Below are 26,971 nucleotides of genomic sequence, written 5' to 3' on the forward strand. Positions count from 1 at the left end.
GGCTTTCCTCCGGGCGCTTCCCTTCGGTATTTCGTGTTTCCAGCTTAGCAGATCCGTTTTCCGTTTCCGCCACCCGCTGGAGCGGGCTGCCGGGCCGTTCTCCGCTTTCGCGTTTCCCTTTCCGGCGATTCCGACTCTATCAGATCCTTTCGGGCCTGATTCCCAGTCAGAGGGGCTGTCATCCCGACCCGTTGGGCCGTTCCGACGTTTCAAACTCTAGCGGATTTCCCGGGCGACTCATAATCGGGTCTTCGAAATGAATTTCGGCATGCCGAAAAACATCCCGGTCGGGAGATCGTGCTGAGTTTGGTTGCCGCATTCGCGGCGGGATGGGTCGCCGCAGAACCGTTCCGGCCCCGCGACAACTCGAAGAACCCTACGGATCGGCAGGGGCCGTGTCAAGCCCCACCCGCCGGGGCTTCTAGTCCAGGCCCGTCAGCCGGCCGCCAGCGTCGGGCTGGGCGTGCTCGACCCGCCGCAGGAGACGGATCAGGAGCTCACCCAGCACGCCGCGCTCCTCGCCCGACAGGTCCTGGAGGAGGTCCTCCTCGAAGGACGTCGCCATGCGCATCGCCTCGAGCCACTTGGCCCGGCCCTCGTCCGTGAGCTCGACGATGACCCGCACCCGGTTGTTCTCGTCGCGGTCGCGGGTGACCAGACCGTCGGCCGCCATGCGGTCGATGCGGTGGGTCATGGCCGCGGGGGTCAGCCCCAGCCGCTTGGCCAGCTCGCCCGGACCCAGGCGGTAGGGGGCGCCGGACAGTACGAGGTGCTTGAGGACCTCCCACTCGGCGTTGCTGATGCCGAGCTCGGCGACCTGACGGCCGTACGCGACGTTCATACGGCGGTTCAGCCGGCCGAGCGCCGACACCACCTTCTCGACCTGGGGGTCGAGGTCGCGGAACTCGCGCTGGTAGGCGGCGATCTGTTCGTCGAGGCTCGGCTCCGGCGTATCGGACATGAGCAGCAGTATCCCACGGCACGGCTTGGCGTCGAAGTTCTTCTATGTGTAGAGTTAAGGATCGAACTTTAGTATTGAAGTCTTCCGAGGTAAGACCTCCAGTCTCGAAGTGGGTGAGTGTGACCAAGGCGATGGGCGCGGCGATGCGCCGGATCCAGGCAGGGAACGTGCTGAGCGCGTTCGGGCTCGGGTTCACCGTTCCGTATCTCTATGTGTATGTGGCTCAGGTGCGGGACCTGGGCGCCGGTACGGCGGGGGCCGTGCTGGCGGTCTTCGCCATGGCCGCTCTCGTCGTCCTCCCCTTCACCGGGCGGGCCATCGACCGTCGGGGTCCTCTGCCCGTGCTGGTGGGGGCCGCGTTGCTGGCCGCCGTCGGTGCCCTGGGCATGGGGCCGGCCGACAGTGTTCCCACCGTCGTCCTCGCGGCGGCGCTGCTCGGTGCCGGTACGGCCGTCATGCAGCCGGCGCTCGCCACGATGATCGTGTGGTGCTCGTCCACGTCCACGCGGACCCGCGCGTTCGCCACGCAGTTCTTCCTGCAGAACCTCGGGCTCGGGATCGGCGGCCTGATCGGTGGCCAGCTCGTCGACGAGAGCCGGCCGGGCAGCTTCCTGCTGCTCTTCTCGATCGAGGCGGCGATGTTCCTGGTGCTGGCCGGGGTCGCGGCGACCGTGCGGATGCCGCGTACGCCGTCGATCACGGACGCCCGGCCCGAGGGCAGGGGCGGCGCGCGCACGCTGCTCGGGCACCGGGCGATGGTGCAGCTGTGCGTGCTGGGGTTCGTGCTGTTCTTCGCCTGCTACGGGCAGTTCGAGTCGGGGCTCGCCGCGTACGGGACGGAGGCCGCCGGGATCGAACCGTCGACGCTCGGTGTCGCCCTGGCCGCGAACACGGCCGTCATCGTGGCGGCTCAGTTCCTGGTGCTGCGGTTCGTGGAGCGGCGGCGCCGGACGCGGATGATCGCGGCGGTCGGGCTGATCTGGACCGTGGCGTGGCTCTTCGCGGGGTACGCGGGGCTCGGGCACGGCAGCCAGGCGATGGCGACGGCCGCGTTCATCACGACGTACGGGCTGTTCGGGCTCGGCGAGGCGATGCTGTCGCCGACCGTGGCGCCGCTGGTCGCGGACCTGGCGCCGGAATCGATGGTCGGGCAGTACAACTCGGCGTTCGCGCTCGTCAAGCAGCTCGCGCTGGCGGTGGGGCCGGCCGTGGGCGGGCCCATGGGGGCCGCGCTGCACGGGCCGTACGTCGTGACCTTCGTCCTCTTCTCGCTGGGCATCACCCTCCTGGCCCTGAGGCTGGGCAGGAAGCTGACGCCGGCGCAGGACCACCCGTACCTCGCCGCGAAGTCCCGGGTGGTCGCCCGGCACACACCGGAGTCCGCCGTGGAGACGACCGTCTAACCCGGCAGCGCGAACTCGCACCAGACGGCCTTGCCGCCACCGGGCGTGCGGCGGCAGCCCCAGGACGAGGCGATCGTGGCGATGATCGAAATGCCACGACCCGCCTCGTCCTCCGTTTCGGCGCGGCGGCGGCGCGGCAGATGGTCGTCGCCGTCCGTCACCTCGATGATCAGGCGCCGGTCGGTGCGGCGGAGCCTGAGACGCATGGGCGGCGTGCCGTGCTGGAGGGAGTTCGCCACGAGTTCACTGGTGGCGAGGACACCCAGGTCGCGCAGTTCGACGGGGAAGCGCCAGCTGGAGAGCACTCCGGAGGCGAAGGCACGCGCGCGTGGAGCCGCTTCCACGCCGCCGAGCAGGTCGAGCGCGGCATTGTGGAAGAGCTCGGCGTCCGGGCCCGTACGGCTGGGGTGCTGGAGGACGAGGACGGCGACGTCGTCGTCGTGTTCCGCGGTCACGCCGAGGGAGCGCAGCAGACGGTCGCAGACGACCTGGGGGCTGCCGGTGGCGCCGGACAGGGCCCGCTCCAGGGAGGCGACGCCCTCGTCGATGTCCTCGCGGCGCCGCTCGACCAGGCCGTCGGTGTAGAGGACGGCGGTGGAGCCGGGCGGCAGGGCGATGGAGCCGGAGGTGTGGAGCCAGCCGCCGGTGCCGAGGGGCGGGCCGGTCGGCTCCTCGGCGCGGCGCACGGTGCCGTCCTCGTCCCTGACCAGGATCGGCAGGTGGCCAGCGGAAGCGTAGACGAGGCGGCCTTCGTTCGGGTCGTGGACGGCGTACACACAGGTGGCGATCTGGCTGGCGTCGATCTCGGCGGCCAGCCCGTCGAGGAGCTGCAGCACCTCGTGGGGCGGCAGGTCGAGGCGTGCGTAGGCCCGTACGGCCGTGCGCAGTTGGCCCATGACGGCCGCCGCACGCACACCACGGCCCATGACGTCGCCGATGACCAGCGCGGTGCGGCCGGCGCCGAGGGTGATGACGTCGTACCAGTCGCCGCCGACGGCGGCGTCCGTACCGCCCGGCTGGTACGTGGCGGCGACGCGCAGGTCGTCGGGCTGCTCCAGCTCCTGGGGGAGGAGGGACCTCTGCAGGGTGACCGCGGTCTCGCGGTGGCGCCGTTCGCTGGCGCGCAGCCGCTCGGCGGCGTCGGCGTGGTCGGTGACGTCCGCCGCGTGGACGAGGATCCCGCCGCCCGCGTCCCCGGGCGTGTCGACGGGGAGGCAGGTCACCGTGTACGACCCGCCGTGCGTACGGCGGGACTTGACCGTGCGGGGCTTTCCGCTGCGCAGCACCTGGTCCATCAGGGGGAGCAGGCCGAGCTCGGTCAGCTCGGGGCAGCCGCCCGCGACGGGGGTGCCGGGGGCCCGGTGGCCGAAGGCGGTGGCGTAGGCGTCGTTGACGTACGCGATGCGGTGCTCAGGGCCGTACGCCAGGGCGACCAGGCCCGGGAGGCGGCCGAGGATCTCGCGTACGGAGAAGTCCTCCAGGGCGGGGACGTCGTCGGGCAGGGGGTCCGGTGGCTGACCGGGCTCACCCTTGCCTGACTCACCTCGCGCCGCGGGGACGGAGCCGTCCCCCCGCTGCGCCGGCGAGACCCCAGGGTCGGTTCCGCGCGCGGCGGCGCGGCGCTGCGTTCCGGGGAGCCGGGCGCTCCAACGCGTGAAATTCACGGATCTGTATGCCTCATGGTGTCGTTGCCGTGCCGAGTCACTCTGTGCAGGTGTGAGCCCACCTATGGTCACACGTCCAGTGTGACCGAGCGCACTGACAATGGCGTCGGCATTTGCTTCAGCCGCTTCGGCTGCTTCGGCCCTGTGCCAGCTCACCGTTATGTCAGTCGGACTTGGCTCCGCCGTCCGCGGTTCCGCCTTCCGCGATCTCCTTGGGGTCCGGTTGTGGCGGCGGTCCGGCGGCGAGTTCGAATTCGGCGCGCGGGTGTTCCAGCGATCCGAGGGAGACGATCTCGCGTTTGAAGAGCCCGGCCAGCGTCCATTCGGCGAGCACGCGCGCCTTGCGGTTGAACGTGGGCACGCGGCTGAGGTGGTAGGCGCGGTGCATGAACCAGGCCGGATAGCCCTTGAGTTTGCGGCCGTAGATGTGGGCGACGCCCTTGTGGAGGCCGAGCGAGGCGACGGACCCGGCGTACTTGTGGGCGTACTGCTTCAGCGGCCTGCCCTGGAGGGACGCGACGAGGTTCTCGGCGAGGACCTTGGTCTGCCGCACGGCGTGCTGGGCGTTGGGCGCGCACTCCTTGCCCGGTTCCTTGGCCGTGACGTCGGGGACGGCCGCCGCGTCCCCTGCCGACCAGGCGTGTTCGACGCCCTCGACGGTGAGGAAGGGGGTGCAGGCGAGGCGGCCCCGTCCGTTGAGGGGCAGGTCGGTGGAGGCGAGGACGGGCGCGGGTTTGACGCCCGCCGTCCATACGACGGTACGGGTGGGGAAGCGGGTGCCGTCGCTGAGGACGGCGACGCGGCCCTCGCAGGACTCCAGGCGGGTTTGGAGGCGTACGTCGATGTTGCGGGCGCGCAGCTCACGGACGGTGTACTTGCCCATGTCCTCCCCGACCTCGGGGAGGATGCGGTCGGTCGCCTCCACGAGCACCCACTTCAGGTCCTCGGGCTTGATGTTGTGGTAGTACCGCGCGGTGTAGCGGGCCATGTCCTCCAGCTCGCCGAGGGCTTCGACACCGGCGTATCCGCCGCCGACGAAGACGAAGGTGAGGGCGGCGTCACGGATGGCGGGGTCGCGGGTGGAGGAGGCGATGTCCATCTGCTCGATGACGTGATTGCGCAGCCCGATGGCCTCCTCGACCGTCTTGAAGCCGATGCCGTAGTCGGCGAGGCCGGGGACGGGGAGTGTGCGGGAGATGGAGCCGGGCGCGATGACCAGTTCGTCGTAGGCGACCTGGACGGGGCCGGCGCCCTCCTCGTCGGTGGCGAGGGTCGTGACGGTCGCGGTGCGCTTGGCGTGGTCGACGCTCTTGGCCTCGCCGATGACGATCTTGCACTTGTCGAGGACGCGGCGCAGCGGCACCACGACATGGCGGGGGGAGATGTTGCCGGCCGCCGCCTCGGGCAGGAAGGGCTGATACGTCATGTACGGGTCGGGGGTGACCACGGTGATCTCGGCCGTACCACCTCTGAGCTGCGTCTTGAGCAGCCGCTGGAGGTGCAGGGCGGTGTACATCCCGACGTAGCCACCGCCGACAACGAGAACGCGCACAGGTTCGGTCACCCTCCCATGACGCAACGGGCTCCCGCGTTTGTCCACAGGCCCGTCAATTTATGTGACCGGCGGGCGAGGGAGACGCGGGGTGGCGCGAGCGCCGTGCGAGCGGGTGGATCCGCAGGTCAGGCGGTGAGAGCGGGGTGGTGCGGGGGGCTGTAATCGGGAGTGATCCGGTCCTTGCTCCGATCGGGGGGCGCACCGGACGGAACTGCCCCTTCTGAATTGACCCCGACTCAACTATGTTCGTATGTCGTCGGGGTGTCCGGTCGTTGCGCATGACCTGAGCACGTTGGGTCGGGACCCCGGTTGGTCAGGGCGGGGAGTCTCCGGGGGGAGACGTCATTACCGGGGGAAACGCATGCACATTCAGGATTCGCATTGGCAGGCCGTCGTCACGTCGTCGGACGGGGCCGGGTCCGGGTCCGGTATCGGTCTCGATGCCGGCAGCAGGATCGGCGGCGGTAACGGGATCGGTGCCGGTGGCGGCATCGGTGCCGGGAGCGGCCTCGGCGGCGGAAGCGTACGTGCCGTGAGCGGCGGAGGGCGTACGGCCCCGCTGCGTGTGGACGCACAGCGCAATCTGGAGCACGTCCTGCGGGCGGCCCGCGAAGTGTTCGGCGAGCTGGGGTACGGCGCGCCGATGGAGGACGTGGCGCGGCGGGCCCGCGTCGGGGTCGGCACGGTCTACCGCCGCTTCCCGAGCAAGGACGTCCTGGTACGCCGCATAGCCGAGGAGGAGACCTCCCGGCTGACCGAGCAGGCGCGGGCCGCGCTGGGTCAGGAGGACGAGCCCTGGTCGGCGCTCTCCCGCTTCCTGCGGACGTCGGTGGCCTCGGGCGCCGGGCGGCTCCTGCCGCCGCAGGTGCTGCGCGTCGGCGTGGACGGGGACGGTGCCCCGGCCGGCGCGCTCGACAACACGCCGCTGCCGCAGCAGCGCGGGGCTTCCGCCCCGGGTGGGGCCGTCGCGTCCGGGCTGCGCGTCGTCGCGCCGCGTCCGGCACCGGCGGAGGAGCTGGACGACGCGGGCGCGTCGGAGCTGCTGGAGGTCGTCGGCCGGCTCGTCGACCGGGCCCGGGAGGCGGGTGAGCTGCGCGGCGATGTGACGGTGGCCGATGTGCTGCTGGTCATCGCGACCGCGGCGCCCTCGCTGCCGGACGCGGCCCAGCAGAGCGCGGCGTCGGAACGGCTGCTGGACATCCTGCTGGAGGGGCTCCGCTCCCGGCCCATGTGACGCGCGTCGCCGGGTGGGCGCCGCGGCGCCCACCCGCCGCGCCGCCGAGGACGGGCGTGGTCCGGCGGTTCGGCGGTTCGGCGGTTCGGCGGTTCGGCGGTTCGGCCGAGCATGGTTCGCGGTTCGGCGGTTCGGCGGTTCGGCCGAGCATGGTTCGCGGTTCGGCGGTTCGGCGGTTCGGCCGAGCATGGTTCGCGGTTCATCGCGGGCGTGGCTTGGGGTTCATCGCGGGCGTGGCTCGGGCTTATACCCCGAACGGGTGGGGAATCGTGCTCTATTTCGGTGAACCTCCCCGGATGAGTGGTTGACGGGCCAACGGCTCCGGCCGGGGTGGGGCTCTGTGGCACGCTGGCCCGGAATTCCGGTCCGAGCAGTGGTACGGGGGCGTCCGCGATGAGCGGTGAGGATCGCGGCGAGCCGCTGGGCGGCACCCATCGGACCGACCGGGCCGACGGTCCCGGCCGGGGTGGCGGTGAGGCGAGTGTGCCGGCTCAGCGATGGGGCGGCTCTTCCGATTCCGTCCTTCCGCCGCCGCCGCTCGAGCTGCCGCCGTCGGACGCCGAGTTGGTGCGGCGGATGCGGGACGGTGACGACGGCGCGTACGAGGAGCTGTTCCGCCGGCACGCCGCGGCGGTCCGGCGGTACGCCGGCACGTGCTGCCGGGACGGACACACCGCCGACGACCTGACCGCCGAGGTGTTCGTCCGAACCCTCCAGGCCGTGCGCGGCGGCGCGGGGCCCGAACACGCCGTGCGGGCGTATCTGCTGACGACGGTACGGCGGGTGGCGGCGGCCTGGACCCGGACCGCCAAACGCGAGCAGTTGGTCGAGGACTTCGCGGTGTTCGCCGCGCAGTCGGCGCGTACGGCGGAGGTGTCCCAGGCGGACACGCTCGACGTGGGCGCCGACGTGCGAGCCATGCACGCGGCCGAGCGATCGCTGGCGCTCCAGGCGTTCCGCTCGCTGCCCGAGCGGTGGCAGGCGGTGCTGTGGCACACGACGGTCGAGGAGGAGTCACCGAGCGAGGTCGCGCCGCTGTTCGGGCTGACCGCCAACGCGACGGCGGTGTTGGCGAGCCGGGCGCGTGAGGGGCTCAAGCAGGCGTACCTACAGGCCCATGTGAGTCAGTCCCTGACGACGGGCGGTGACTGTGCGCGCTATGCCGACCGGCTCGGCGCGTACGCCCGGGGCGGGCTGCGGACTCGGGCCGAGCGGGGGCTGCGCAAGCACTTGGAGGAGTGCGCCCGGTGCCGGTTGACGGTGGGCGAGCTGCAGCAGGTCAACGCCGGAATCCCGGCGCTGCTGCCGGTCGCCGTCATCGGCTGGTTCGCCGCCGGGGCGTCCCTCAAGGCCGCGGGGGTGGTGGCCGCCGGGGGCGCGGCGGGTACGGCGGGCGCCGGCGCGGCTGCGGCGGCAACCGGGTCAGCGGGCGGTTCGGCGGGCGGTTCGGCGGGGGCCGGGGGCGCGGCGGCCGAGGGGCTGGGCGCGCCCGTGAAGGCCGGTATCGCGGCGGCCGTGGCCCTCGCGGCGACCGCCGGGCTCGTGTGGGCCCTGTCGGGCAACCCGTCACCCGTTCCCCGGGCGGAGGCCGTGCCGCCGCGGGCGGAGCCCGTCGTACCACGGGAACCGGCTCCCCGGCCGGCCCCGACACGTCACAGGCCCGGCCGGACACCACTACCGGCACCGGCACCGTTGCCCATACCGAGCCCCGCTCCGCCCCGTACGCCGACGCCCACCGCCGCCCCGGCGCGGCCCGCGCCCGTCCGTACCGCGCCCGTCCGTACCGCGCCGCCCACCGCCGCGCCCGCCCGCCCGCCGGCCCCGGAACCGACGCCGACCCGCGTGCCCGGGCCACGGCCCACCGCCACGCCGCCTCCGCCGCCCGCGCCCGCCGTGTACCGGCTCAACGAGCTGCGGTACGACCTCGTCGGCGACCACACCGGGCCGGAGGTGCGACTGGGCCGGTCCAGCTGGCTGTGGCAGCGCTGGGGCATGTCCATCGGCGGCACGAGGTACGGGCACGGCGTCACCGTGCACGCGCGGTCGTCCGTCACCGTCGACCTGAACCGGTCGTGCGCCACGTACGACGCGCTCGTCGGCGTCGACGACATGGCGCTGGGGCTGGGAGCGGTGCGCTTCTCCGTGTACGGGGACGGCGGCACCCGGCTGTGGCAGTCGCCCGTGCTGCGCGGCGGCGACGCGGCGGTGCCGGTGCACGTCGCGATCACCGGCCGTACGACGATCCGGCTCGTCGTCGAGCCGCACGCGCCGACACCTCTGGCCGCGGCGGCCCCGGCCGACTGGGCGCAGTCGCGGATCAGCTGCCGCTGACGGTGCAGTCGGGCAGCGCGGCACGTCGTCGGGCGTCAGCCGCGCACCGGCGGAGGACGCCCGGCCGGCCGCGGCGTGAGCCCCCGCCCCCGAGGGGCTCAGCCCTCTATCGCGCCCCGGGCACAGCGGCACCCCGGCCCTGCGCGGCAGCCAACCGCCGCCTTCCGGGGGTCAGGAGCGCAGGGTCGGGCGTGGGGGGACGCCCGCGGCCACCGCGCGTTGCCGGGGTGCCGCCGTGCCCGTCCAGCAGGTGCCGCGGCGGGCGAGGAGGCGGCGGAGCCAGAGTTCCGTGGAGACCAGGTCCGCGAGGCCGTCCAGGGGGAGCGGTTCGCCCTCGGAGGCGGCGCGCAGGGCCTTGCGGACCACGCGGGCCTCGATCAGGCCGGCGTCCGCGAGGAGCGGGGCGTCGAAGAGGGCCATCAGCTGGGGCAGGGCCAGGCGCAGGCCCGCGCGGGTGGCGGCGGCCGACGGGGCGTGGGAGGGGGCGCCCCAGCCCGGGGGCAGGTCGTGGACGCCGGCGCCCGCGAGGACGGCGCGCAGGACGGCGGCGCGGGCGCCCGGCTGGACGCGGAGGGATTCCGGGAGGTCGCGGCAGGCCCGTACCACCTGGTTGTCCAGAAAGGGGGCGTGCATCCGCTGGCTGCGGATCTCCGCGGCCTGCTCCAGGATCCGGTGGTCCGCCGCGTGCCGTGCCAGGGCCGCACGCGCGCGTGCCTCGCCCGGCCGCTGGACGGACGTCGCCCGGATCGCCGCCTGCCCGAGGCGAACCGATACTTCAGCGAGCGCCTCACCCGTGAGCCATCGCGCCGCGGGGCCCGGCCGGGACCAGGCCAGGGCCGAGAGGGAGGCGCCCAGCGGGCCGCTCGCCGAGGGCGCCGCACGGTTGGCGGCCAGCAGCAGATCGGCGGCGGTCTCCAGGCCGGTCCGGTAGGGCGTACGGGCCAGCTTGCGCGCCGCCCGGTAGACGGTGAGCGGCACCAGCAGCGAGCCCGCCGTGGGCCCGCTGGCCTTGGCGAGCGCGGTGACGGGGCGCAGCAGGTGGCGCCGGCGGCGGTCCATCAGCAGGTCGGCCAGGCGTGCCGGGTGGGCGTCGAGGACCTGCCGGGCGCCGTGCCCGGTGAAGTGGTCGGCGCTGCCCGCGGCGAGGCGGCGGCGGTGCCGTTCGGCGGTCACCAGGGAGGGTCCGGGCTCATCGGTCAACGGGCCCTCCAACTCAACGTAGGGGAGCGCCTCCTCGGCCGCGGCGACCACCACATGGTGCAGCCGGGGGTTCTCCGCGATGAGCCGCGCCCGCTCCAGTTCGTCGTCGCGTCCTCCCGTGGCCAGGTCGTTGAAGGTGACGGCGAGGAGTCGCTCTCCCGCGCCCGTCCCGTGGCCGAGGATCGTGCCGGGCGCGCCGGGAAGTCCGGCCGCCAGCAGGGCCAGGGTGCTGGACGCGCTGCCGCCGGACAGGTCCGCGCCGATCCCGGGGGCGGGCGCCCCGCGGGCCGCGCGCCGGTCGGCGGGGCCCATCCCGGGCACGGGGCCGGGGTCGGGCGGCAGGGTCTCGGGCGCGTGCCTCGGGGCGGTGAGCCGGGCCCGTACGGCCTCGACGAGTGCGTCCCGTACGCCTTCCACGGCCCGGTCCGGGTCGATCTGCGGGCCCGCGACGGCGAGGGAGGCGACCGGTTCGTAGCCGGTGATCTCGCGCGAGCCCTCGCGCAGCACGAGCGCGTGGCCGGGGGGTACGCGTTTGACGCCGACGTACGGGGTGGAGTCGCGCAGCGCCTCGGGCGTTTCGGGGCAGGCGAGCAGCGCCGCGAGGTGGCCGATGTCGAGCTGCGCCTCGATGAGGTCGGCGAGCGGCAGGGCGGCCGTCGCGTACGCCGTGCCGTTCGCCCACGGGGTGTGGAAGACGGGGCGCGCCCCGGCCAGGTCCCCGGTGACGATGATGCGCCTGCCGGTCTGCACGACGGCGGTGTAACTGCCGGGCCAGGCGGTGAGATGGCGCATCGCGCCGCCGCGCGCCGCGAACAGCCCGACCCTCAGTTCCTCGTCGCTCGCGGCGCAACAGCCCAGTACCGCGAGGCGGGTGAAGGGATCGGCCGAGACGACCCGCACCTCGTCGGGACGCCAGTCACCGACCGCCCACAGCGGATCGGGATCCCCCCACAGGAGTTGCGCGCCGACCGGGTGCACGGTGCGACTGTCGTCGTCCGCACCGACGGCACCTGCCGTACCGAAGCTCGCGGCGATACTGCTCCACCCCACCAGCCACCGCATCGCCGCCTCCACCGCCTGTGGACAACCTCAGCACCAGATGAGGACATGCTGCCACGACAACGGCGCACAGGAGGGCTCCAGGGACGCGCGTACAAAAAGGGAACACGCCCCTGGCATTGGCCATATGACGATGGTTCGACCGGCGGAGCGATGGGCATCATTCAGCCAATCTGAACCGTCCTTGTACGTTCCCGGCACGATCTCGACCCCCAGCCCGGGAGGCGCCCTTCGCCTCCCGGACCGGTCCGCCGCCCGCGGGGATTGAGGCGGCGGTGTCCCCCAGCCCACTGGTTCCAGTACGCAGCGGGCCGACCCACGCAGGTCTCATGGAAGCGCTCCCCGCGAGGACCGGGCCAGAGCGCACGTACGGGCGCACGGCCACACGGCCGGAGCACGGCGGCGTGGTGGCGGGCGCGCGGACGGCGACCGGCCATCCGCCCGTACGCACAACAATCTCGCCATACGGGACACCACCTCTTAACGGTCGGGATCCGGCGAACTACGCTGGGTTTACGAATGCCGCGCGCCTATGCCTGGCGTCGCGGCGGCCGTCTGGGTGTCGAGGGGTGGCGCATGTCCAGGGAGCAACGCGGGCCGAACGAGAAGCTCGGCACCGTTCTCGCCCTCGCGGGAATCAGCAACGCCGGCCTCGCCCGGCGGGTCAACGACCTCGGAGCGCAGCGCGGGCTGACCCTCCGGTACGACAAGACGTCGGTGGCCAGGTGGGTTTCGAAGGGCATGGTGCCCCAGGGCGCCGCGCCGCACCTGATCGCGGCCGCGATCGGGCAGAAGCTCGGCCGGCCGGTGCCGCTGCACGAGATCGGTCTGGCGGACGCCGACCCGGCGCCGGAGGTCGGCCTGGCCTTCCCGCGGGACGTCGGCGAGGCGGTGAAGGCGGCGACCGACCTGTACCGGCTGGATCTGGCGGGACGGCGGGCCGGCGGTGGCGGCATCTGGCAGTCGCTGGCCGGTTCGTTCGCGGTGAGCGCGTACGCGACGCCCGCGTCCCGCTGGCTGATCACCCCCGCCGACTCGTCGGTCGAGCGGTCGGTGCCTCCCGAGGAGGGGCCCGAGGGCCATGACGGACCCGAAGGCGTGGGGCACGCGCGCGTGGGCCACAGCGATGTGGCGAAGCTGCGCGAGGCGGCGGAGGACGCCCGGCGCTGGGACTCCAAGTACGGCGGCGGGGACTGGCGTTCGTCGATGGTGCCGGAGTGCCTGCGGGTGGACGCGGCCCCACTGCTCCTGGGGTCGTATTCGGACGAGGTCGGCCGGGCGCTCTTCGGGGCGACCGCCGAGCTGACCCGGCTGGCGGGCTGGATGGCGTTCGACACCGGCCAGCAGGAGGCGGCCCAGCGGTACTACATCCAGGCGCTGCGGCTCGCGCGGGCCGCGGCGGACGTGCCGCTCGGCGGGTACGTCCTGGCGTCGATGTCGCTGCAGGCCACCTACCGGGGCTTCGCCGACGAGGGCGTGGACCTCGCGCAGGCGGCGCTGGAACGCAACCGGGGCCTGGCGACGGCGCGGACCATGTCGTTCTTCCGGCTGGTGGAGGCGCGGGCGCACGCCAAGGCGGGTGACGCGGTGGCGGCCGGGGCGGCGCTCAAGGCGGCGGAGGGGTGGCTCGAGCGGTCGCGGGAGGGCGACGCGGACCCGACCTGGCTGGGTTTCTACTCGTACGACCGGTTCTGCGCGGACGCCGCCGAGTGCTACCGGGATCTGAAGGCGCCGCGCCAGGTGCGCAGGTTCACGGAGCAGGCGCTGTCGCGGCCGACGGAGGAGTACGTGCGCTCGCACGGCCTGCGCCTGGTGGTGAGCGCCGTGGCCGAGCTGGAGTCGGGCAACCTGGACGCGGCGTGCGCGGCGGGCACGCGCGCGGTGGAGGTGGCCGGGCGCATATCGTCGGCGCGTACGACCGAGTACGTACGGGACCTCCTGCACCGGCTGGAGCCGTACGGCGACGAGCCCCGGGTGGTGGAGCTGCGCGAGCGGGCGCGACCGCTGCTGATGGCTCCGGCGTGAGCCGTGTCCCACCTGGTTTAAGGCCATTGTCAGTGGGCCAGTGCAGTATCTGGGGTGGGAGGTGGCACGGTGTCCGCGTACGGCGACGACAAAGACGGCAAGGCCGAAGAAGTCGGAAAAGTCGGCACAGGTGGCTGTTACGACTGCGACGTGCTCGTGATCGGCGGCGGGATCGTCGGCCTGTCCACGGCGTACGCGATCACCCGCGCCGCTCCGGGCACCCGTGTGACCGTGCTGGAGAAGGAGCCCGGACCCGCCCGCCACCAGACCGGGCGGAACAGCGGCGTGATCCACAGCGGCATCTACTACCGGCCCGGCTCCCTCAAGGCGCGGTACGCGGTGCGCGGCGCCGCCGAGATGGTGAAGTTCTGCGCGGAGTACGACCTGCCGTACGAGGTCACGGGCAAGCTGATCGTCGCGACCGAGCGGGACGAGCTGCCCCGGCTGCACGCCCTGGTCCAGCGGGGCCGGGAGAACGGCATTCCGGTACGGGAGCTGGGGCCGGCGCAGATCACCGAGTACGAGCCGCGGGTACGGGGCCTCGCCGCGATCCACGTCGCGACGACCGGCGTGTGCGACTACGGCGCGGTCGCCGCGCAGCTCGCCGAGTCGTCCGGCGCGGACATCCGGTACGGCGCGGAGGTCACCGCCGTCGACCGGCGGCCGTGGGGCGTCGCGGTGCGCACGGCGACCGGGACGATCGTCCGCGGGCGGGCGCTCGTGAACTGCGCGGGGCTGCACTGCGACCGGGTCGCGCGGCTGGCGGGTGACGACCCGGGCGTGCGGATCGTGCCGTTCCGCGGCGAGTACTACGAGCTGGGGCGACCGGAGCTGGTGCGGGGCCTGGTGTACCCCGTCCCCGACCCGGCCTTCCCCTTCCTGGGCGTCCACCTCACACGCGGTATCGACGGCGGCGTCCACGTCGGGCCGAACGCGGTCCCGGCGCTGGCCCGCGAGGGGTACGGCTGGTCCACGGTCCGCCCACGGGACCTGGCCTCCACCCTCACGTGGCCCGGCTCCTGGCGGATCGCCCGCCGCCACTGGCGGTACGGCGCCGGCGAACTCCACCGGTCCGCCTCGAAGGCCGCCTTCACGGAGGCGGTGCGCCGCCTGCTCCCCTCCGTCGAGCCGGGCGACCTGCGCCGCGCCCCGGCGGGCGTCCGGGCCCAGGCGGTGCTGCGGGACGGCACGCTGGTCGACGACTTCCTGATCCGTGAGGCACCCCGCACGGTGCACGTTCTGAACGCCCCGTCCCCGGCGGCGACGGCATCCCTCCCGATCGGCCGCGAGATCGCGAAACGAGCGCTGGCCCACCTGGGCTGACCCTCCCGGGCCGCCCGCCGCGCGCCGCTCGACCCGGCCCGCCGCTCGACCCGGCATGCCGGGCTCGGGCTCGGACCCGCCGGGCTCGGGCTCGGACCCGAATCCGCCGGTTCGGGCCGCCGCCCCGGCTCCCGGGCCCCCACCGTGTCGGGGGAACGTCTCGGGGGCTGCCGTGTCGGCCCCCGCGCCCCGAATCCGTCCGGCGCCCAGCACCGGCACCCGCACCCGCACCCGGGGCGCGCCGCCCCTCGGCGCCGGCCCTGCCGCCCCCTCGCGCGGGCGCCGTAGAATCGGGGCATTGTGTCTGAGATCCCAGAAACCGCCCTCCCCCGCCGCCCCAAGGGCGAGCCCCGCTTTCCCGAGGGGCCCGCGCCCGACCCCGCCGGGTCGCACTTCGAGCGGCGGATCCGCAGCTTCCAGCCCCGGCGCAGCCGCGTCACGCCCGGGCAGGCCGACGCCCTGCGGCGGCTGTGGGGCGCGTGGGGCCTCGACATCGACGGGCAGCGGGTCCTCGACCTGGACGAGATGTTCGGCGGGTTGCCGGTCGTTCTGGAGATCGGGTTCGGAATGGGCGAGGCCACCGCGCAGATGGCCGCCGACGCCCCGTCGACCGGCATCCTCGCGGTCGACGTGCACACGCCCGGCCAGGGCAATCTGCTCGGCCTCGCCGACAAGGCAGGCCTGACCAACGTACGCGTGGCCAACGGCGACGCGATCATCCTGCTGCGGGAGATGCTGACGCCCGACGCCCTCGACGGCGTGCGCGTGTACTTCCCCGACCCCTGGCCCAAGAAGCGGCACCACAAGCGGCGGCTGATCCAGCCGGAGTTCCTCTCCCTGGCCGCGTCCCGCATGAAGCCCGGGGCCGTCCTGCACTGTGCGACGGACTGGGAGCCGTACGCGGAGCAGATGCTGGAGGTGCTGACCGCGCACCCCGACTTCGAGAACACCCAGGCCGACGGCGGCTACGCGCCCCGGCCCGCCTTCCGGCCGCTGACCCGGTTCGAGGGGCAAGGGCTGGACAAGGGCCACGTGGTGCACGACCTGCTGTTCCGGCGCGCGCAGCGGTCCTGACCGGTCCGCGGGGCCCGCGGGGCCCGCGATCAAAGCGGTCTGCCGGTCCTCGCGTCCGCCCGCTCCAACCGTCCGTCTGCTCCGATCGTCCGTCTGCTCCGATCGCGCCGACCCCACCGATCCGACCAACCGCACCGACCCGACCGAGCCCACCGACCCGACCCGACCGAGTCCACCGATCCGACCGATCCGTCCTCGTCACCAACTCGTCGCGGTCTGTCAGTGGTCCTCGTTAGGGTCGTTGTGTGACCCACTCGTTCCCGCCCCACCACCCTGCCGTCCCGGCGTACGAGGACCAGCCGTCCTTCGACGCCGTGCCGGAGCGTGCCCGTTGGCGCTACAAGCCCCGCCGCCTGTGGCGCAGCAGGGTCGTGCGGGTCGGCGCGGTGTTCACTCTCCTCGCCCTCTGCGGGCTGGTGATCCTCGCCCTCGTGCGGGAGCAGACCGGCACCCAGGGCTTCCTGGTGGGCCTCGGCCTCGCCATGCTGCCGGTGCCGCTGCTCATGGCGGCGTTCCGCTGGCTCGACCGGGTCGAGCCGGGCCCCTGGCGGAATCTGCTGTTCGCCTTCTCCTGGGGCGCCTGCGCGGCGGCGCTCGTCGCGATCATCGCGAACAGCTTCGCGACCCGCTGGATAGCCACCGCCACCGCCGACCCCGCGGCCGCCGACACGCTCGGCGCGACCGTCATAGCGCCCGTCGTGGAGGAGAGCGCCAAGGCGGCGGCCGTGCTGCTCCTCTTCCTCTTCCGCAGACGTGACTTCACGGGAATCGTCGACGGCGTCGTCATCGCGGGTTTCACGGCGACCGGCTTCGCCTTCACGGAGAACATCCTCTACCTGGGCAACGCCTTCGGGGAGGACCAGGAGTTCGGGACGTCGGGTATCGCGTCCGTCACGGCCGCGACCTTCTTCGTACGGATCGTGATGTCCCCGTTCGCGCACCCGCTGTTCACCGTGCTCACCGGCATCGGCTTCGGCATCGCCGCCCTCACCGCCCGCCGCAAGCGGGTACGCCGCGTCGCGCTGCCGCTGCTGGGGCTCGCGCTGGCGATGGGCGTGCACGCCCTGTGGAACGGGTCGGCGGCCTTCGGGCCGTGGGGGTTCTACGCGGTGTACGGCGCGTTCATGGTGCCCGCGTTCGGGTTGCTGACGTGGCTGGTGATCTGGACCCGGCAGCGTGAGCTGCGGACCATATCCGGTGAGCTGCCCGCGTACGCGGCGGCGGGCTGGCTCTCCCCCACCGAGCCGCTCGCCCTCTCCTCGATGCGGGCGCGCGGTCTGGCCCGCGCGTACGCGGCGCGCTCCTTCGGCCCGGCGGCGGCGCGCGCGGTGGGCGAGTACGAGGCGTTCGCGACGTCGCTGGCGTTTCTGCGCCACCGGGCCCGCCGCGGTGCGGTGGGCCCGGACTTCGTGGCGCGGGAGCAGGAGCTGCTGCACCACCTGTGGCAGCGCAAGGAGATGGCGGGACCGGCACTCACGTACGCGGCGCGCGCGACGGGCCGGGTGTGGGCGCCTCCCCCGTACCTCGACTACGGCGGCTACAACCCGTACCGCAGCTAGGCGGCCCCACTCCGGCCCCACTCCTGCGTCCTCCGGACCGCGCCGGAAGGCGAGGCGTCGGGCCCTCAGGCCTCGGGCCCTCAGGCGTCAGACGTTCAGGCCCTTGCCGCGCAGCCACGCCATCGGGTCGATCCCGTCGCCGCCGGCCGTGTGCACCTCCAGGTGCAGATGCGGCCCGGTCACGTTGCCGGTGGCGCCCACCCGCCCGATGGTCTCGCCGGTGCCGACCTGCTGCCCGGCGCTGACGGTCATCGAGGACAGGTGGCAGTACCAGACCTCGGTGCCGTCCTCCAGCTCCAGCACGATGCGGTAGCCGTACGCGCCCGACCAGCCGGCCGACTTCACGGTGCCGCTGTGGACGGCCTTGGCGGGCGTGCCCGTCGGGGCGGCCAGGTCGAGGCCGGTGTGGTAGCCGGAGGACCACATGGAGCCGGACTGCCCGTAGGTGGAGGTGATGGTGTACGAGGACGTCGGCAGGGACCAGCTCGCGGCCAGCTTGGCCAGGCGCTCGGTCTCCGCCTTGGCGGCGGCTTCCGCCTCGGCCTTGGCCTCGGCCTTCGCCTTGGCCTCGGCGGCCTGCTTCTCGGCGGCGGTCTGCTGGGCCTTGGCCGCGGCGGCGGCCTGCTCGGCGGCTTGCTTCTCGGCGGCGGCCTTGGCCGCCGCGTCGGCGGACGCCTGCTGCTGTTCGGCCTGCTGGAGGATACGGGCGCGCAGTGCCTCGCCCGCGGTGGCCGCGCCGTCCTGCTGTTCGGTGGGGCGCTCGGCGGTGGTGAGGGTCGCGGCGGTGAGCGGCGCGGTGTTCACGGCGGTGTCGCCGGCCACGTCGTCGTCGGAGATCAGGGAGCCGACGCCCGGCAGGGACTCGGCGTCCGGCAGGCTGTCCGCGATCGCTCCGGGCAGATCGGGCAGGGATATGGAGACCTGCGGCTTGTCCTGCGCGGTGGCCATGCCGCCCGCGCCGACGGCCGCGATGACACCGACGCCGAGGACGGTGGAGCTACGCGCGAGCCCGCCGCGCTGCTTGGCGATCCGGTGGCGGCCCCGGACGGGGCGGACGGTTTCCTCGGTGGGGTTCCATTCCTCCCACTGTCTGTCAGCGGGGGCACCGGAACCGTATGAAGCGGCGGCGTAGGGGGCCGAGAGGGGCACGCGGACCCCTGGGGCCTCCGGGGCCGACGGCGCTTCGGAGGCAGGCCTGTTGGACGCCACTGAGGCGCACTCCTTTCCTTCCTTCTCGCCTACCGGGTTAGCTGACGGGTTCGGAGCAGGAAGGTCTCCTACGGGCGGTGGGCCCGATGCACCCCAAGGTGGTGGTTCCCCGGTTCCCTTGCGGAATTCGGCGCGCGCGCACGGTGCCGTCACTCTTGAGACGGCTGGGACGACCGCGCTGCGTTATCGAACGTTAATAGACGCGGGGCCGTGATTCCAAGCCGTTCCTACTGATCATTAACTACTGAGCGCGGGACTTACCGGGCCACATACGGGCAGATCAGCGCAACATGACTGCCTCTCAGGACACGCACGCCCCACCCCACTTCCTGACAGTTCGTCAATTGTTATGCGGAGTGGTGCAGGGTGATCACTCCTCGTGTCCGCCGGGCCCGTCCCCCTCGGGCCGGTTCAGCGCCAGCAGCGCCATGTCGTCGGTCGTCGCCCCGCCCCCGGTATGCCGCCGTACGTCCTCGACGAGCACGTCCAGCAGCTCCTGCGGTCCCGAGAAGCCGCGCCCCGCCAGCCGGGCGGCCGGGTCGTAGAAGACGCCGCCCGCGTCCCGCGCCTCGGAGAGTCCGTCCGTGTAGAGGAGGAGCGTCGCCCCTGGCGGGTACGGCACCTCATCCGCCCGGTCCGGCCACGCCCCCAGGTCCACCATCCCGAGCGGCAGCGTGGGCTCGGCCGGCTCCAGCCGCTCCAGGGTCCCGTCGGCGTACAGCAGCAGCGGCTCGGGGTGACCCCGGTTGACCACCCGTACCACCGCCTCCCCACGCGGCACTTCGGCCAGTACGGCCGTGGTGAACCCCTCGAAGGCGTCGAGCCCGTCGCGCCGCGTCCCCTCCCGCGCGAGCGCCCGCTCCAGCCGCTGCGTGACGCCCTCCAGCGAGCTCTCCTGCTCGGCCGCCTCCCGGAACGCCCCCAGCGCCACCGTCACCGTCTCGACGGCGCCCATCCCCTTCCCGCGCACGTCGCCGACCACCAGCCGCACCCCGTGGGGCGTGTCCTGCACGGCGTAGAGGTCACCGCCGATGAACGCGTCCGCCTGCGCCGCCTCGTACCGGGCCGCGACCCGCAGTCCGCCGATCCGCTCGGCGGGCGTCGGCAGCACGGCGCGCTGCGCGGCCTCGGCGATGCTCCGCGCCGACGCGAGCCGCTCCCCGCTGCGCCACACGACCCGGTGGATGAGCAGCGCGAGCGCCGCGACCGTGACCAGGGTGATGAGCTCGGTGAGCGAAGCGGCCTCGCCCAGCGTGCCGCTGTGCAGACGCAGCCCCACCACGGCCAGTACGGCGAAGAGTCCGGCCAGCAGGGTGGCGCGGGCGGTGAAGAACGGCGCCGCGACGAGAGGGGCGGCGGCGAAGAGCGGCACGGCGGTGAACCGGGGCGGGGTCGCCAGGTCGTACGCGATGCCGCCGGCGATCAACAGGGCGGGCAGGGCGCGCAGGAACCGATGCGTCGCCCGGCGCCGCACGCCGCCGACGCCACCGCGCCCGCCGTCACCACCGCCCGCGCCGCCACGCCCCACCGCTGTTCTCCTGCCGCCCGCTCCACCCACCACGGCTGCGGACGGTAACGCGCCCCGGGCTGGCTGTCCGGAGCCGCGCCGCACGGCGACGGCGACACACCCCGATGCGCCGTACATACGACGAAGACCCGGTGCACAAGGCACCGGGTCTTCGTCGTTCAGTAGCGGGGACAGGATTTGAACCTGCGACCTCTGGGTTATGAGCCCAGCGAGCTACCGAGCTGCTCCACCCCGCGTCGGTAAACACCACCTTACGCCATCGGAAGCAAGATCATCACCAGGTGCGTCTCAGCGGCCCGCGCGCTCGTCGGTGCCCGGCGCCTTGGCGGTGCTGATGGCGATGCGGTTCCAGGTGTTGATGGTGAAGATGAGGGCGAGGAGCCGGGCCAGCTCCTCCTCGTCGAAGTGCGCCGCCGCACGGGCGTAGACGTCGTCCGGCACCCCCGCGTGCGCGACCAGCGTGACGGCCTCGGCCAGGGCGAGCGCCGCCTGCTCCCGCTCGGTGAAGAAGTGCGCGGCGTCCTTCCAGACCGCGACCATGTGCAGCCGCTCCTCGCTCTCGCCCGCCTTGCGCGCGTCGCTCGTGTGCATGTGCAGGCAGTACGCGCAGCCGTTGAGCTGTGAGGAACGGATCTGGACCAGCTCGACGAGGGCGGGGTCGAGGCCCTCGCGGGCGGCGGCGTCGAAGCCGATCAGCGCCCTGAACGCCTTCGGCGCGGCCTTGGCGAAATCGACCCGGGAACCCGTGGGAGCCACCCCACCGGCCGAAGCCGCAGAAACCGTGGAACCCGTGGAAGCGGTGGAAGCGGTGGGCGTCGTGGGAACCGTGTGCGTCTGCGTCGTCATACCCATGAACCTACGGGCCCGAAAGACCGTCTGTAGGGTGCACTTCCATGCCGGATTCATGGGTCAATTCCGCGGAGCGCACCGGCTCCGACCTCCACCTGGAGCTGTCGCGGACGGGCAGTCGCCGGGCCGCGCTCATCGCCGCGCTGCGCGACGCCGTACGCAGCGGCCGGCTCGCCCCGGGGACACGCCTGCCGCCTTACCGCTCCCTCGCCGCCGACCTCGGCCTGGCCCGCAACACGGTCGCCGACGCCTACGCCGAGCTGGTCGCCGAAGGCTGGCTCACCGCCCGCCAGGGATCCGGCACCCGGGTCGCCGAGCGCGCCGCGCCCCCGCGGCCGGCGCGCGTGCCCGTCCGCGTACCCGTCCGCACACCGGGGCAAGGGCAGGGGCCGGGACAGGGACCGGCCCGCCCCGCACACGACCTGCGGCAGGGCGTCCCGGACGCCTCCTCCTTCCCCCGCACCGCCTGGCTCGCCTCCGCCCGTCGCGCCCTGGCCGCCGCACCCCACTCCGTCTTCGGCCCCGGCGACCCCCAGGGCCGTATCGAGCTGCGCACCGCCCTCGCCGACTACCTGGCACGCGCGCGTGGCGTCCACACCGACCCCGAACGCATCGTGATCTGCTCAGGCTTCGCCCACGCGCTGCGCCTGCTGTTCGGCGGGGGCGTCCTGGGCGGGCCGCTGGCCGTGGAGTCGTACGGGCTCGGCTTCCACCGCTCCCTCCTGGACGCCGCCGGGGTCCGTACGCTCCCCCTCGCACTCGACGACCACGGCGCCCGCACCGAGGAGCTCGCCGGCCTCGGCCGCCGCGTACAAGCCGCGCTCCTCACCCCCGCCCACCAGTTCCCGACCGGCGGCCCGCTGCGTCCGGAGCGGCGTGCGGCGGTCGTCAACTGGGCGCGCGCACACGGCGCGCTCGTCCTGGAGGACGACTACGACGGCGAGTTCCGCTACGACCGCGAACCGCTCGGTGCCGTCCAGGGCCTCGACCCGGACCACGTCCTCCACCTCGGCTCGGTCAGCAAGAGCCTCTCCCCGGCGGTACGCCTCGGCTGGATGGTGCTTCCCGAGCGTCTCGTCGATCCGGTACTCGCCGCGAAGGGCGAACGGGAGGCGTGGGCAGGCGTCCTGGACCAGCTCACCCTGGCGGACTTCATCGAGTCGGGGTCGTACGACCGCCACGTCCGGCGGATGCGGCGGCGCTACCGCGACCGCCGGGACCGGCTCGTCACCACCCTCGCCGCCCGCGCCCCGCACATCGAGGTCACCGGCATCGCGGCCGGGCTGCACGCCGTGCTGCGCCTGCCACCGGGGACCGAACGCTCCACGGTGAAGGCCGCCACCTGGCAGGGCGTCGCCCTCGACGGTCTCGCCGTCTTCCGCCATCCCGACGCCACCATGCCCGCGCCGGACGGCCTCGTCGTGGGCTACGCCGCCGCGCCGGACCACGCGTACGGCGCTGCGGTGGACGCCCTGTGCCGGGCGCTGCCGCCGCGGTGATCACATGGCGCGGGTGGCGTGCTGTTCGCGCCGGGCGGGTACGGCGCATGCCGCCGTGCCGCCCGGCATGCGGTGACGGTTCCTCGCCACGACCCGGTAGAGGCCGTGGGCGGCCCACCGCAGGGGAGGCAGCGTGAGCAGCGCGCCGAGGGGCGCCCACCCGCCGCCCGCGCTCAGGAGGACCTTCGCCACGGCCTGGGCACCGCCGTACACCGTGCCGGCCGGGGTCACCCACAGCACCTCGTGCCCGGCGCGCTCCGGTGTCACCCCGAGCGCCGCCAGGTCCGCGAACTGCCACGGGACGATCTCGCAACAAGGCCGCAGACGCCGCTCGATGAACGTCACCGATGTCGTGCAGAAGCCGCAGTCCCCGTCGAAGACGAGCACAGGTCGAGTCCTCATATCCCCATGATGCGGGCTCGGCCACCCGAAGAGCCTGGCACCGGCCACCCCTCCGCCACCGGCCCGGGCTGCCGAACTCACCTGCCCCAGGCGGCCGTCAACGACGAGCGGCCGGCAACGACGAAGCGCCCCACCCGGCCGGAACCGGAGGGGCGCTCTCGCGGACCGGGGGCCACGCCCCTGTCCGCCGCACGTAGGCCGTGTGGGACTCGAACCCACAACCAACGGATTAAAAGTCCGCTGCTCTGCCAATTGAGCTAACGGCCCGTGACCCGCAGCATAGCCCGCGCGCCTCGCGTCATGCCGAGCATAGCCGTCCCGGGCTGCGGGAGCCGATCGAGTATCGGCTCCTCCGCCCGGCGAGCCGGACGCGAGGCCCAAGGGGGCCGGGCGGAAGCCGGACGGAGAACGGGCCTGTGCGGCAACCGAAGTGCCGCACAGGCCCGCTCGTCATGCGTGGGGATCAGCCGTTGCGCTTCCAGCGCGGCTTGTCGTCACGGCGGCCGAAGGAGGAGCCGGTGTTCGCGCCGCGGTGGTCGTCCCGACGGCCCTGCGGGCGGTCGTTGCGGTCGTGGCCGCGGAAGCCGCCCGTGGGGCGGTCGTCGCGACGGTCGCGGTTGAACGGGCGGTCGCTGCCACCCCGGTGGTCACGGCGCTCGAAGGGGCGGCCGTTCCGGTCGCCACCACGGTCATCGCGGCGGTCGTCACGGCGGTCATCGCGACGGAAACCACCCGAGGGGCGGTCGTCACGACGCTGGAAGCCACCACGGTCGTTGTCCCGGCGGTCCCGGTTGAACGGACGGTCGCCACCACGGTCATCGCGACGGTCGTCACGGCGGTCGTCACGACGGAAACCACCCGAGGGGCGGTCGTCACGACGCTGGAAGCCACCACGGTCGTTGTCCCGGCGGTCCCGGTTGAACGGACGGTCGCCACCACGGTCATCGCGACGGTCGTCGCGACGGAAACCACCCGACGGGCGGTCGTCACGACGCTGGAAGCCACCACGGTCGTTGTCCCGGCGGTCGAAGTTGCCCCGGTCGTCACGGCGCTGGTAGCCGCCGTCACGACGCTCGTCGCGCGGCTGCTCCGGTACGGAGATGGCGGCGACCGCCTCCGCGACCTCGGCCTCGGCCGCCTCCATCACCTCGGCGACGGCTGCCTCCGGGTCCTCACCGCGCTCGCGGGCGGCGCGGGCGACCAGGCGGTCGGCCTCCTCGCGCAGCTCCACGGCCCGGCGCTGGAGGCGCTCCAGCTGCTGGGTGAGGTCGGCGACCTCGCGCTCGGCCTGCTTGGCGGCGTTGTTCGCGGAGTCGGCCTGCACCTCGGTCAGCGAACGGGCGCCGGTGATCTCGGCGACCTCGGGGTCGAACGCCCCGGCGCCGCCCACGATGTGGCGCGAGGCGTCGACGCCCGCGTCCTCCATCAGGCGGAAGATCTGGCGCCTCTGGTGCGGCAGGGCCAGCGAGACGACCACGCCGGACTTGCCGGCACGGGCGGTACGGCCCGAGCGGTGCAGGTAGTCCTTGTGGTCACCGGCCGGGTCCACGTTCAGGACGAGGTCGATGCCGTCGACGTGGATGCCGCGCGCGGCGACGTCCGTGGCGACGAGGGCGTTGACGTAGCCCTTCTTGAAGTCCTCGAGGACCCGCGTACGGGCGCCCTGCGTCATGCCGCCGTGCAGCGCGTCGGCCTTGACGCCCGTGTCCTGCAGCTGCTCGGCGATACGGTCCGCGCCCAGCTGGGTGCGGACGAAGATGATGGTGCGGCCCTTGCGCGCGGCGATCGCGGCGGTGACGGGCGCCTTGTCCTTGGGCTTCACGACCAGGACGTGGTGGGTCATGGTGGTGACGTTGCCCTGGGCGCTGTCGACCTCGTGGACGACCGGGTCGGTCAGGTAGCGCTTGACCAGCGTCGCGATCTCGTTCTCCATCGTCGCGGAGAAGAGCAGGCGCTGGCCGCCGGCCGGGACCTGGTCGAGCAGCTCGGTGACCTCGGGCAGGAAGCCCAGGTCGGCCATCTGATCGGCCTCGTCGAGGACGGCGACCTGGACGGCCTCCAGCGAGCAGGCGCCGCGGTTGATCACGTCGCGCAGGCGGCCCGGGGTGGCCACGAGGATGTCGACGCCGCGCTCCAGGGCGTAGATCTGGTTGCCCATCGACGTACCGCCGCAGACGACCTTCATCTTGAGGCCGAGGACGTCGCCGTACGGCTGGAGGGCGTCCGCGACCTGCATCGCGAGCTCACGGGTCGGGGTGAGGATGACGCCGCGGGGCTTCTTCTTGTCGGTGTGGCCGCCGGCCAGGGTGGCGAGCAGCGGAAGACCGAACGAGAGGGTCTTGCCGGAGCCGGTACGGCCACGGCCGAGGATGTCCTTGCCGGCCAGGGCGTCCGGGATGGTCGCGACCTGGATCGGGAAGGGGGTGGTCACGCCGTTCTGGGCGAGCTTGCGGACGACGCCCTCCGGCAGACCGAGGTCCGCGAAGGTGATGGTGGGCTCGTCGTCGGCGGTCACGGTCTCCTCGACCGCCTCGTCGACGGCCTCAACCAGGGCCTCGTCGGCCTCGGGCAGGACAGCGTGGTCAGAACTGAAAATGGACATGCGAATTGCGAAACCTTCCGGAGTCTCGGCACGCGCCCGTCAACTCCGTGTTTCGCAATTCGACCGCCTCGATGCGGTCAGCCACGGCAAGGGAGAGTACGCGCCACACGCGGCGCGCTTCTGTTCGCTGCGCCGGGCAAATGGGAAATGGGATCAAACGATCTACCACCATACGCACCTACCCCCACCTGACGCAAACCCGGGCCGGGTCAGGCGGGCGCGACCTGCGGTGATGCCATCGGTTGGGGCACCGGCGCCCACATCGCCCCGGTACGTGTCGTGTCGGCCGCGGGCGAGGCGGACGGCGGGTCCGACGGCTTCGGGCCCGGGTCGGTGGGCGGGTCCGTCGGGGTGGGCGTGGGCTCCGGAGGCGTGGACGCGGGCGGCGTGGGCTGCTCGCTCGGAGAGGCCTCGCCGCCGCCACCGCCCCCGCCGGTCCCCCCGGTCCCCCCGGCCCCGCCGGTGGGCGTCGGCGCCTGGGGCCGACCCGGCCCGTCACCGCCCGCCTTCCCCGGCGAGGGCTTCCCCGACGGCGCGGCGGACCGGCCGGGCGCCGCGGAGGCCCCCTCCCCGCCGCCCTCCGGGTCCGCGTCCGCACCGGGCTTCCCGCCCGGACGGCTCCCGGTCCGCACGTCATGCCGCCCGCCCGGCGCGCCGACGCCGCCGTCCGGCTCGGCCGCCGCCGCACCCGGCGTACCGGCCGAGCCGGACGGCGCGGGCTTCACGCCCTCGTCGGTCACGCTCATGCAGCCGCTGAGCGAGCCTGCGGAGGCCGCGACCGCCAGTGCGGTGACGGCCCATCGGACGGGGGCGGGCAACTGGCGCACGCGGGCACCTCCACGGGGCGCGGGACGGGATTACCCTGCCCAACTCCCCAGGCTCCACAAGGACACGCCTGACATGCACGCAACTGCGCCACGACCGCTCCGCAACCGCGCCGGGGTGCACCGCAATCCCACCGCGACCGCCCGCCCCGAGGCCGACCCCGGTCCCACCGCAGCCCGCCCGAGTCCCACCACAGCCCCCTCCGCGGCCCGAGGCACCGCCGTTACCCGGAACGCCGCCGAGGCACCGGCGAGTCCCGCGGCCCGTCAGCCGTACCCGAGCTCGTGCAGCCGCTCGTCGTCGATCCCGAAGTGGTGGGCGATCTCGTGCACCACCGTGACCTCGGTCTCGGCGACCACGTCCTCGCGCGAGTCGCACATCCGCAGCGTCGGCCCCCGGTAGATCGTGATCCGGTCCGGCAGCACGCCCGCGTACCACTCCCCCCGGTCGGTCAGCGGGGTCCCCTCGTACAGGCCCAGCAGATCGGGATCGTCCGGCGACGGCTCGTCCTCCACGAACACCGCGACGTTGTCCATCAGCCGCGTCAGCTCGGGCGGGATCCTGTCCAGCGCCTCGGCGACCAGTTCCTCGAACTCCTCGCGCGTCATCTCCAGCACCCGGCCATTGTCACGGATGACCCGGATGTACGGGCATAGCCGCCCGCGCGCC

General features: G+C 73.5%; 19 protein-coding genes, 2 tRNA genes and 1 riboswitch. Of the genes, 8 read left to right on the forward strand and 13 right to left on the reverse strand.

Annotation, left to right across the window (positions count from 1 at the left end):
- Positions 1-421: 421 nt before the first annotated feature.
- A complete protein-coding gene (locus ABZZ38_RS24290; protein WP_356743509.1) occupies positions 422-961 on the reverse strand; it encodes a MarR family transcriptional regulator in 540 nt (179 codons plus the stop codon).
- A gap of 143 nt (positions 962-1,104) precedes the next feature.
- On the opposite strand from ABZZ38_RS24290, the gene ABZZ38_RS24295 reads away from it, so the two are divergent.
- Positions 1,105-2,364, forward strand: a complete 1,260-nt coding sequence (locus ABZZ38_RS24295; RefSeq protein WP_356743600.1) for an MFS transporter — start codon at positions 1,105-1,107, stop codon at positions 2,362-2,364.
- Here the strand turns inward: ABZZ38_RS24295 and ABZZ38_RS24300 are convergent.
- On the reverse strand, positions 2,361-4,028 hold the full coding sequence (locus tag ABZZ38_RS24300; RefSeq protein ID WP_356743511.1) for an ATP-binding SpoIIE family protein phosphatase: 1,668 nt from the start codon (positions 4,026-4,028) through the stop codon (positions 2,361-2,363). The two genes, ABZZ38_RS24295 and ABZZ38_RS24300, sit on opposite strands and share 4 nt — an antisense overlap.
- Positions 4,029-4,191: 163 nt before the next feature.
- The gene (locus ABZZ38_RS24305) at positions 4,192-5,592 is read right to left on the reverse strand and encodes an NAD(P)/FAD-dependent oxidoreductase (RefSeq protein WP_356743513.1); all 1,401 of its coding nucleotides are present in this window, start codon (positions 5,590-5,592) and stop codon (positions 4,192-4,194) included.
- 352 nt (positions 5,593-5,944) lie between these two features.
- Between ABZZ38_RS24305 and ABZZ38_RS24310 the strand changes: the two genes are divergently transcribed.
- Together ABZZ38_RS24310 and ABZZ38_RS24315 are read left to right on the forward strand one after the other, a co-directional pair.
- On the forward strand, positions 5,945-6,817 hold the full coding sequence (locus ABZZ38_RS24310) for a helix-turn-helix domain-containing protein (protein ID WP_356743516.1): 873 nt from the start codon (positions 5,945-5,947) through the stop codon (positions 6,815-6,817).
- A 393-nt stretch (positions 6,818-7,210) separates the two neighbouring features.
- Complete coding sequence (locus ABZZ38_RS24315) at positions 7,211-9,148, forward strand: sigma-70 family RNA polymerase sigma factor (RefSeq protein ID WP_356743518.1); 1,938 nt, start codon at positions 7,211-7,213, stop codon at positions 9,146-9,148.
- A 171-nt stretch (positions 9,149-9,319) separates the two neighbouring features.
- Here ABZZ38_RS24315 and ABZZ38_RS24320 read toward each other — a convergent pair whose 3' ends face one another.
- A complete protein-coding gene (locus ABZZ38_RS24320; RefSeq protein ID WP_356743520.1) occupies positions 9,320-11,410 on the reverse strand; it encodes an asparagine synthase-related protein in 2,091 nt (696 codons plus the stop codon).
- 573 nt (positions 11,411-11,983) lie between these two features.
- On the opposite strand from ABZZ38_RS24320, the gene ABZZ38_RS24325 reads away from it, so the two are divergent.
- From ABZZ38_RS24325 to ABZZ38_RS24340, 4 genes are all read left to right on the forward strand, one after another.
- Positions 11,984-13,432: an MFS transporter gene (locus ABZZ38_RS24325; RefSeq protein WP_356743522.1), complete on the forward strand. Its 1,449-nt coding sequence runs from the start codon at positions 11,984-11,986 to the stop codon at positions 13,430-13,432.
- A gap of 150 nt (positions 13,433-13,582) precedes the next feature.
- Entirely contained in the window at positions 13,583-14,755 is a 1,173-nt protein-coding gene (lhgO, locus tag ABZZ38_RS24330) for an L-2-hydroxyglutarate oxidase (protein ID WP_356743602.1), read from the forward strand.
- A 300-nt stretch (positions 14,756-15,055) separates the two neighbouring features.
- Positions 15,056-15,829, forward strand: coding sequence for a tRNA (guanosine(46)-N7)-methyltransferase TrmB (gene trmB, locus ABZZ38_RS24335; protein ID WP_356743524.1), 774 nt, complete (start codon positions 15,056-15,058; stop codon positions 15,827-15,829).
- 245 nt (positions 15,830-16,074) lie between these two features.
- Positions 16,075-17,388: a PrsW family intramembrane metalloprotease gene (locus ABZZ38_RS24340; RefSeq protein WP_356743526.1), complete on the forward strand. Its 1,314-nt coding sequence runs from the start codon at positions 16,075-16,077 to the stop codon at positions 17,386-17,388.
- An 87-nt stretch (positions 17,389-17,475) separates the two neighbouring features.
- Here the strand turns inward: ABZZ38_RS24340 and ABZZ38_RS24345 are convergent, their stop codons facing one another.
- The 4 genes from ABZZ38_RS24345 to ABZZ38_RS24360 form a co-directional block, all read right to left on the reverse strand.
- The gene (locus ABZZ38_RS24345; protein WP_356743528.1) at positions 17,476-18,537 is read right to left on the reverse strand and encodes a M23 family metallopeptidase; all 1,062 of its coding nucleotides are present in this window, start codon (positions 18,535-18,537) and stop codon (positions 17,476-17,478) included.
- A gap of 71 nt (positions 18,538-18,608) precedes the next feature.
- Positions 18,609-18,740: riboswitch (cyclic di-AMP (ydaO/yuaA leader) on the reverse strand.
- Positions 18,741-18,967: 227 nt separating this feature from the next.
- Entirely contained in the window at positions 18,968-20,125 is a 1,158-nt protein-coding gene (locus ABZZ38_RS24350; RefSeq protein ID WP_356743530.1) for a PP2C family protein-serine/threonine phosphatase, read from the reverse strand.
- A 162-nt stretch (positions 20,126-20,287) separates the two neighbouring features.
- A tRNA-Met gene (locus ABZZ38_RS24355) sits at positions 20,288-20,361 on the reverse strand.
- A gap of 52 nt (positions 20,362-20,413) precedes the next feature.
- Complete coding sequence (locus ABZZ38_RS24360) at positions 20,414-20,977, reverse strand: carboxymuconolactone decarboxylase family protein (protein ID WP_356743532.1); 564 nt, start codon at positions 20,975-20,977, stop codon at positions 20,414-20,416.
- Positions 20,978-21,018: 41 nt separating this feature from the next.
- On the opposite strand from ABZZ38_RS24360, the gene ABZZ38_RS24365 reads away from it, so the two are divergent.
- Entirely contained in the window at positions 21,019-22,473 is a 1,455-nt protein-coding gene (locus tag ABZZ38_RS24365) for a PLP-dependent aminotransferase family protein (protein WP_356743534.1), read from the forward strand.
- Here ABZZ38_RS24365 and ABZZ38_RS24370 read toward each other — a convergent pair whose 3' ends face one another.
- The 5 genes from ABZZ38_RS24370 to ABZZ38_RS24390 all read right to left on the reverse strand — a co-directional run bounded on the left by ABZZ38_RS24370 (position 22,474) and on the right by ABZZ38_RS24390 (position 26,919).
- Positions 22,474-22,875 (reverse strand): DUF393 domain-containing protein, encoded by a 402-nt coding sequence (locus tag ABZZ38_RS24370; protein WP_356743536.1) that lies wholly within the window; start codon positions 22,873-22,875, stop codon positions 22,474-22,476.
- A gap of 194 nt (positions 22,876-23,069) precedes the next feature.
- A tRNA-Lys gene (locus ABZZ38_RS24375) sits at positions 23,070-23,142 on the reverse strand.
- Between the two features lie 196 nt (positions 23,143-23,338).
- Positions 23,339-25,477, reverse strand: coding sequence for a DEAD/DEAH box helicase (locus ABZZ38_RS24380; RefSeq protein ID WP_356743538.1), 2,139 nt, complete (start codon positions 25,475-25,477; stop codon positions 23,339-23,341).
- A 209-nt stretch (positions 25,478-25,686) separates the two neighbouring features.
- Positions 25,687-26,304: a hypothetical protein gene (locus tag ABZZ38_RS24385; RefSeq protein ID WP_356743540.1), complete on the reverse strand. Its 618-nt coding sequence runs from the start codon at positions 26,302-26,304 to the stop codon at positions 25,687-25,689.
- Between the two features lie 264 nt (positions 26,305-26,568).
- On the reverse strand, positions 26,569-26,919 hold the full coding sequence (locus ABZZ38_RS24390) for a metallopeptidase family protein (protein WP_064072095.1): 351 nt from the start codon (positions 26,917-26,919) through the stop codon (positions 26,569-26,571).
- Positions 26,920-26,971: the final 52 nt, after the last annotated feature.

Origin of the sequence: Streptomyces sp. NPDC006368, assembly GCF_040612535.1 — a bacterium.
Taxonomy (GTDB): Bacteria; Actinomycetota; Actinomycetes; order Streptomycetales; family Streptomycetaceae; genus Streptomyces.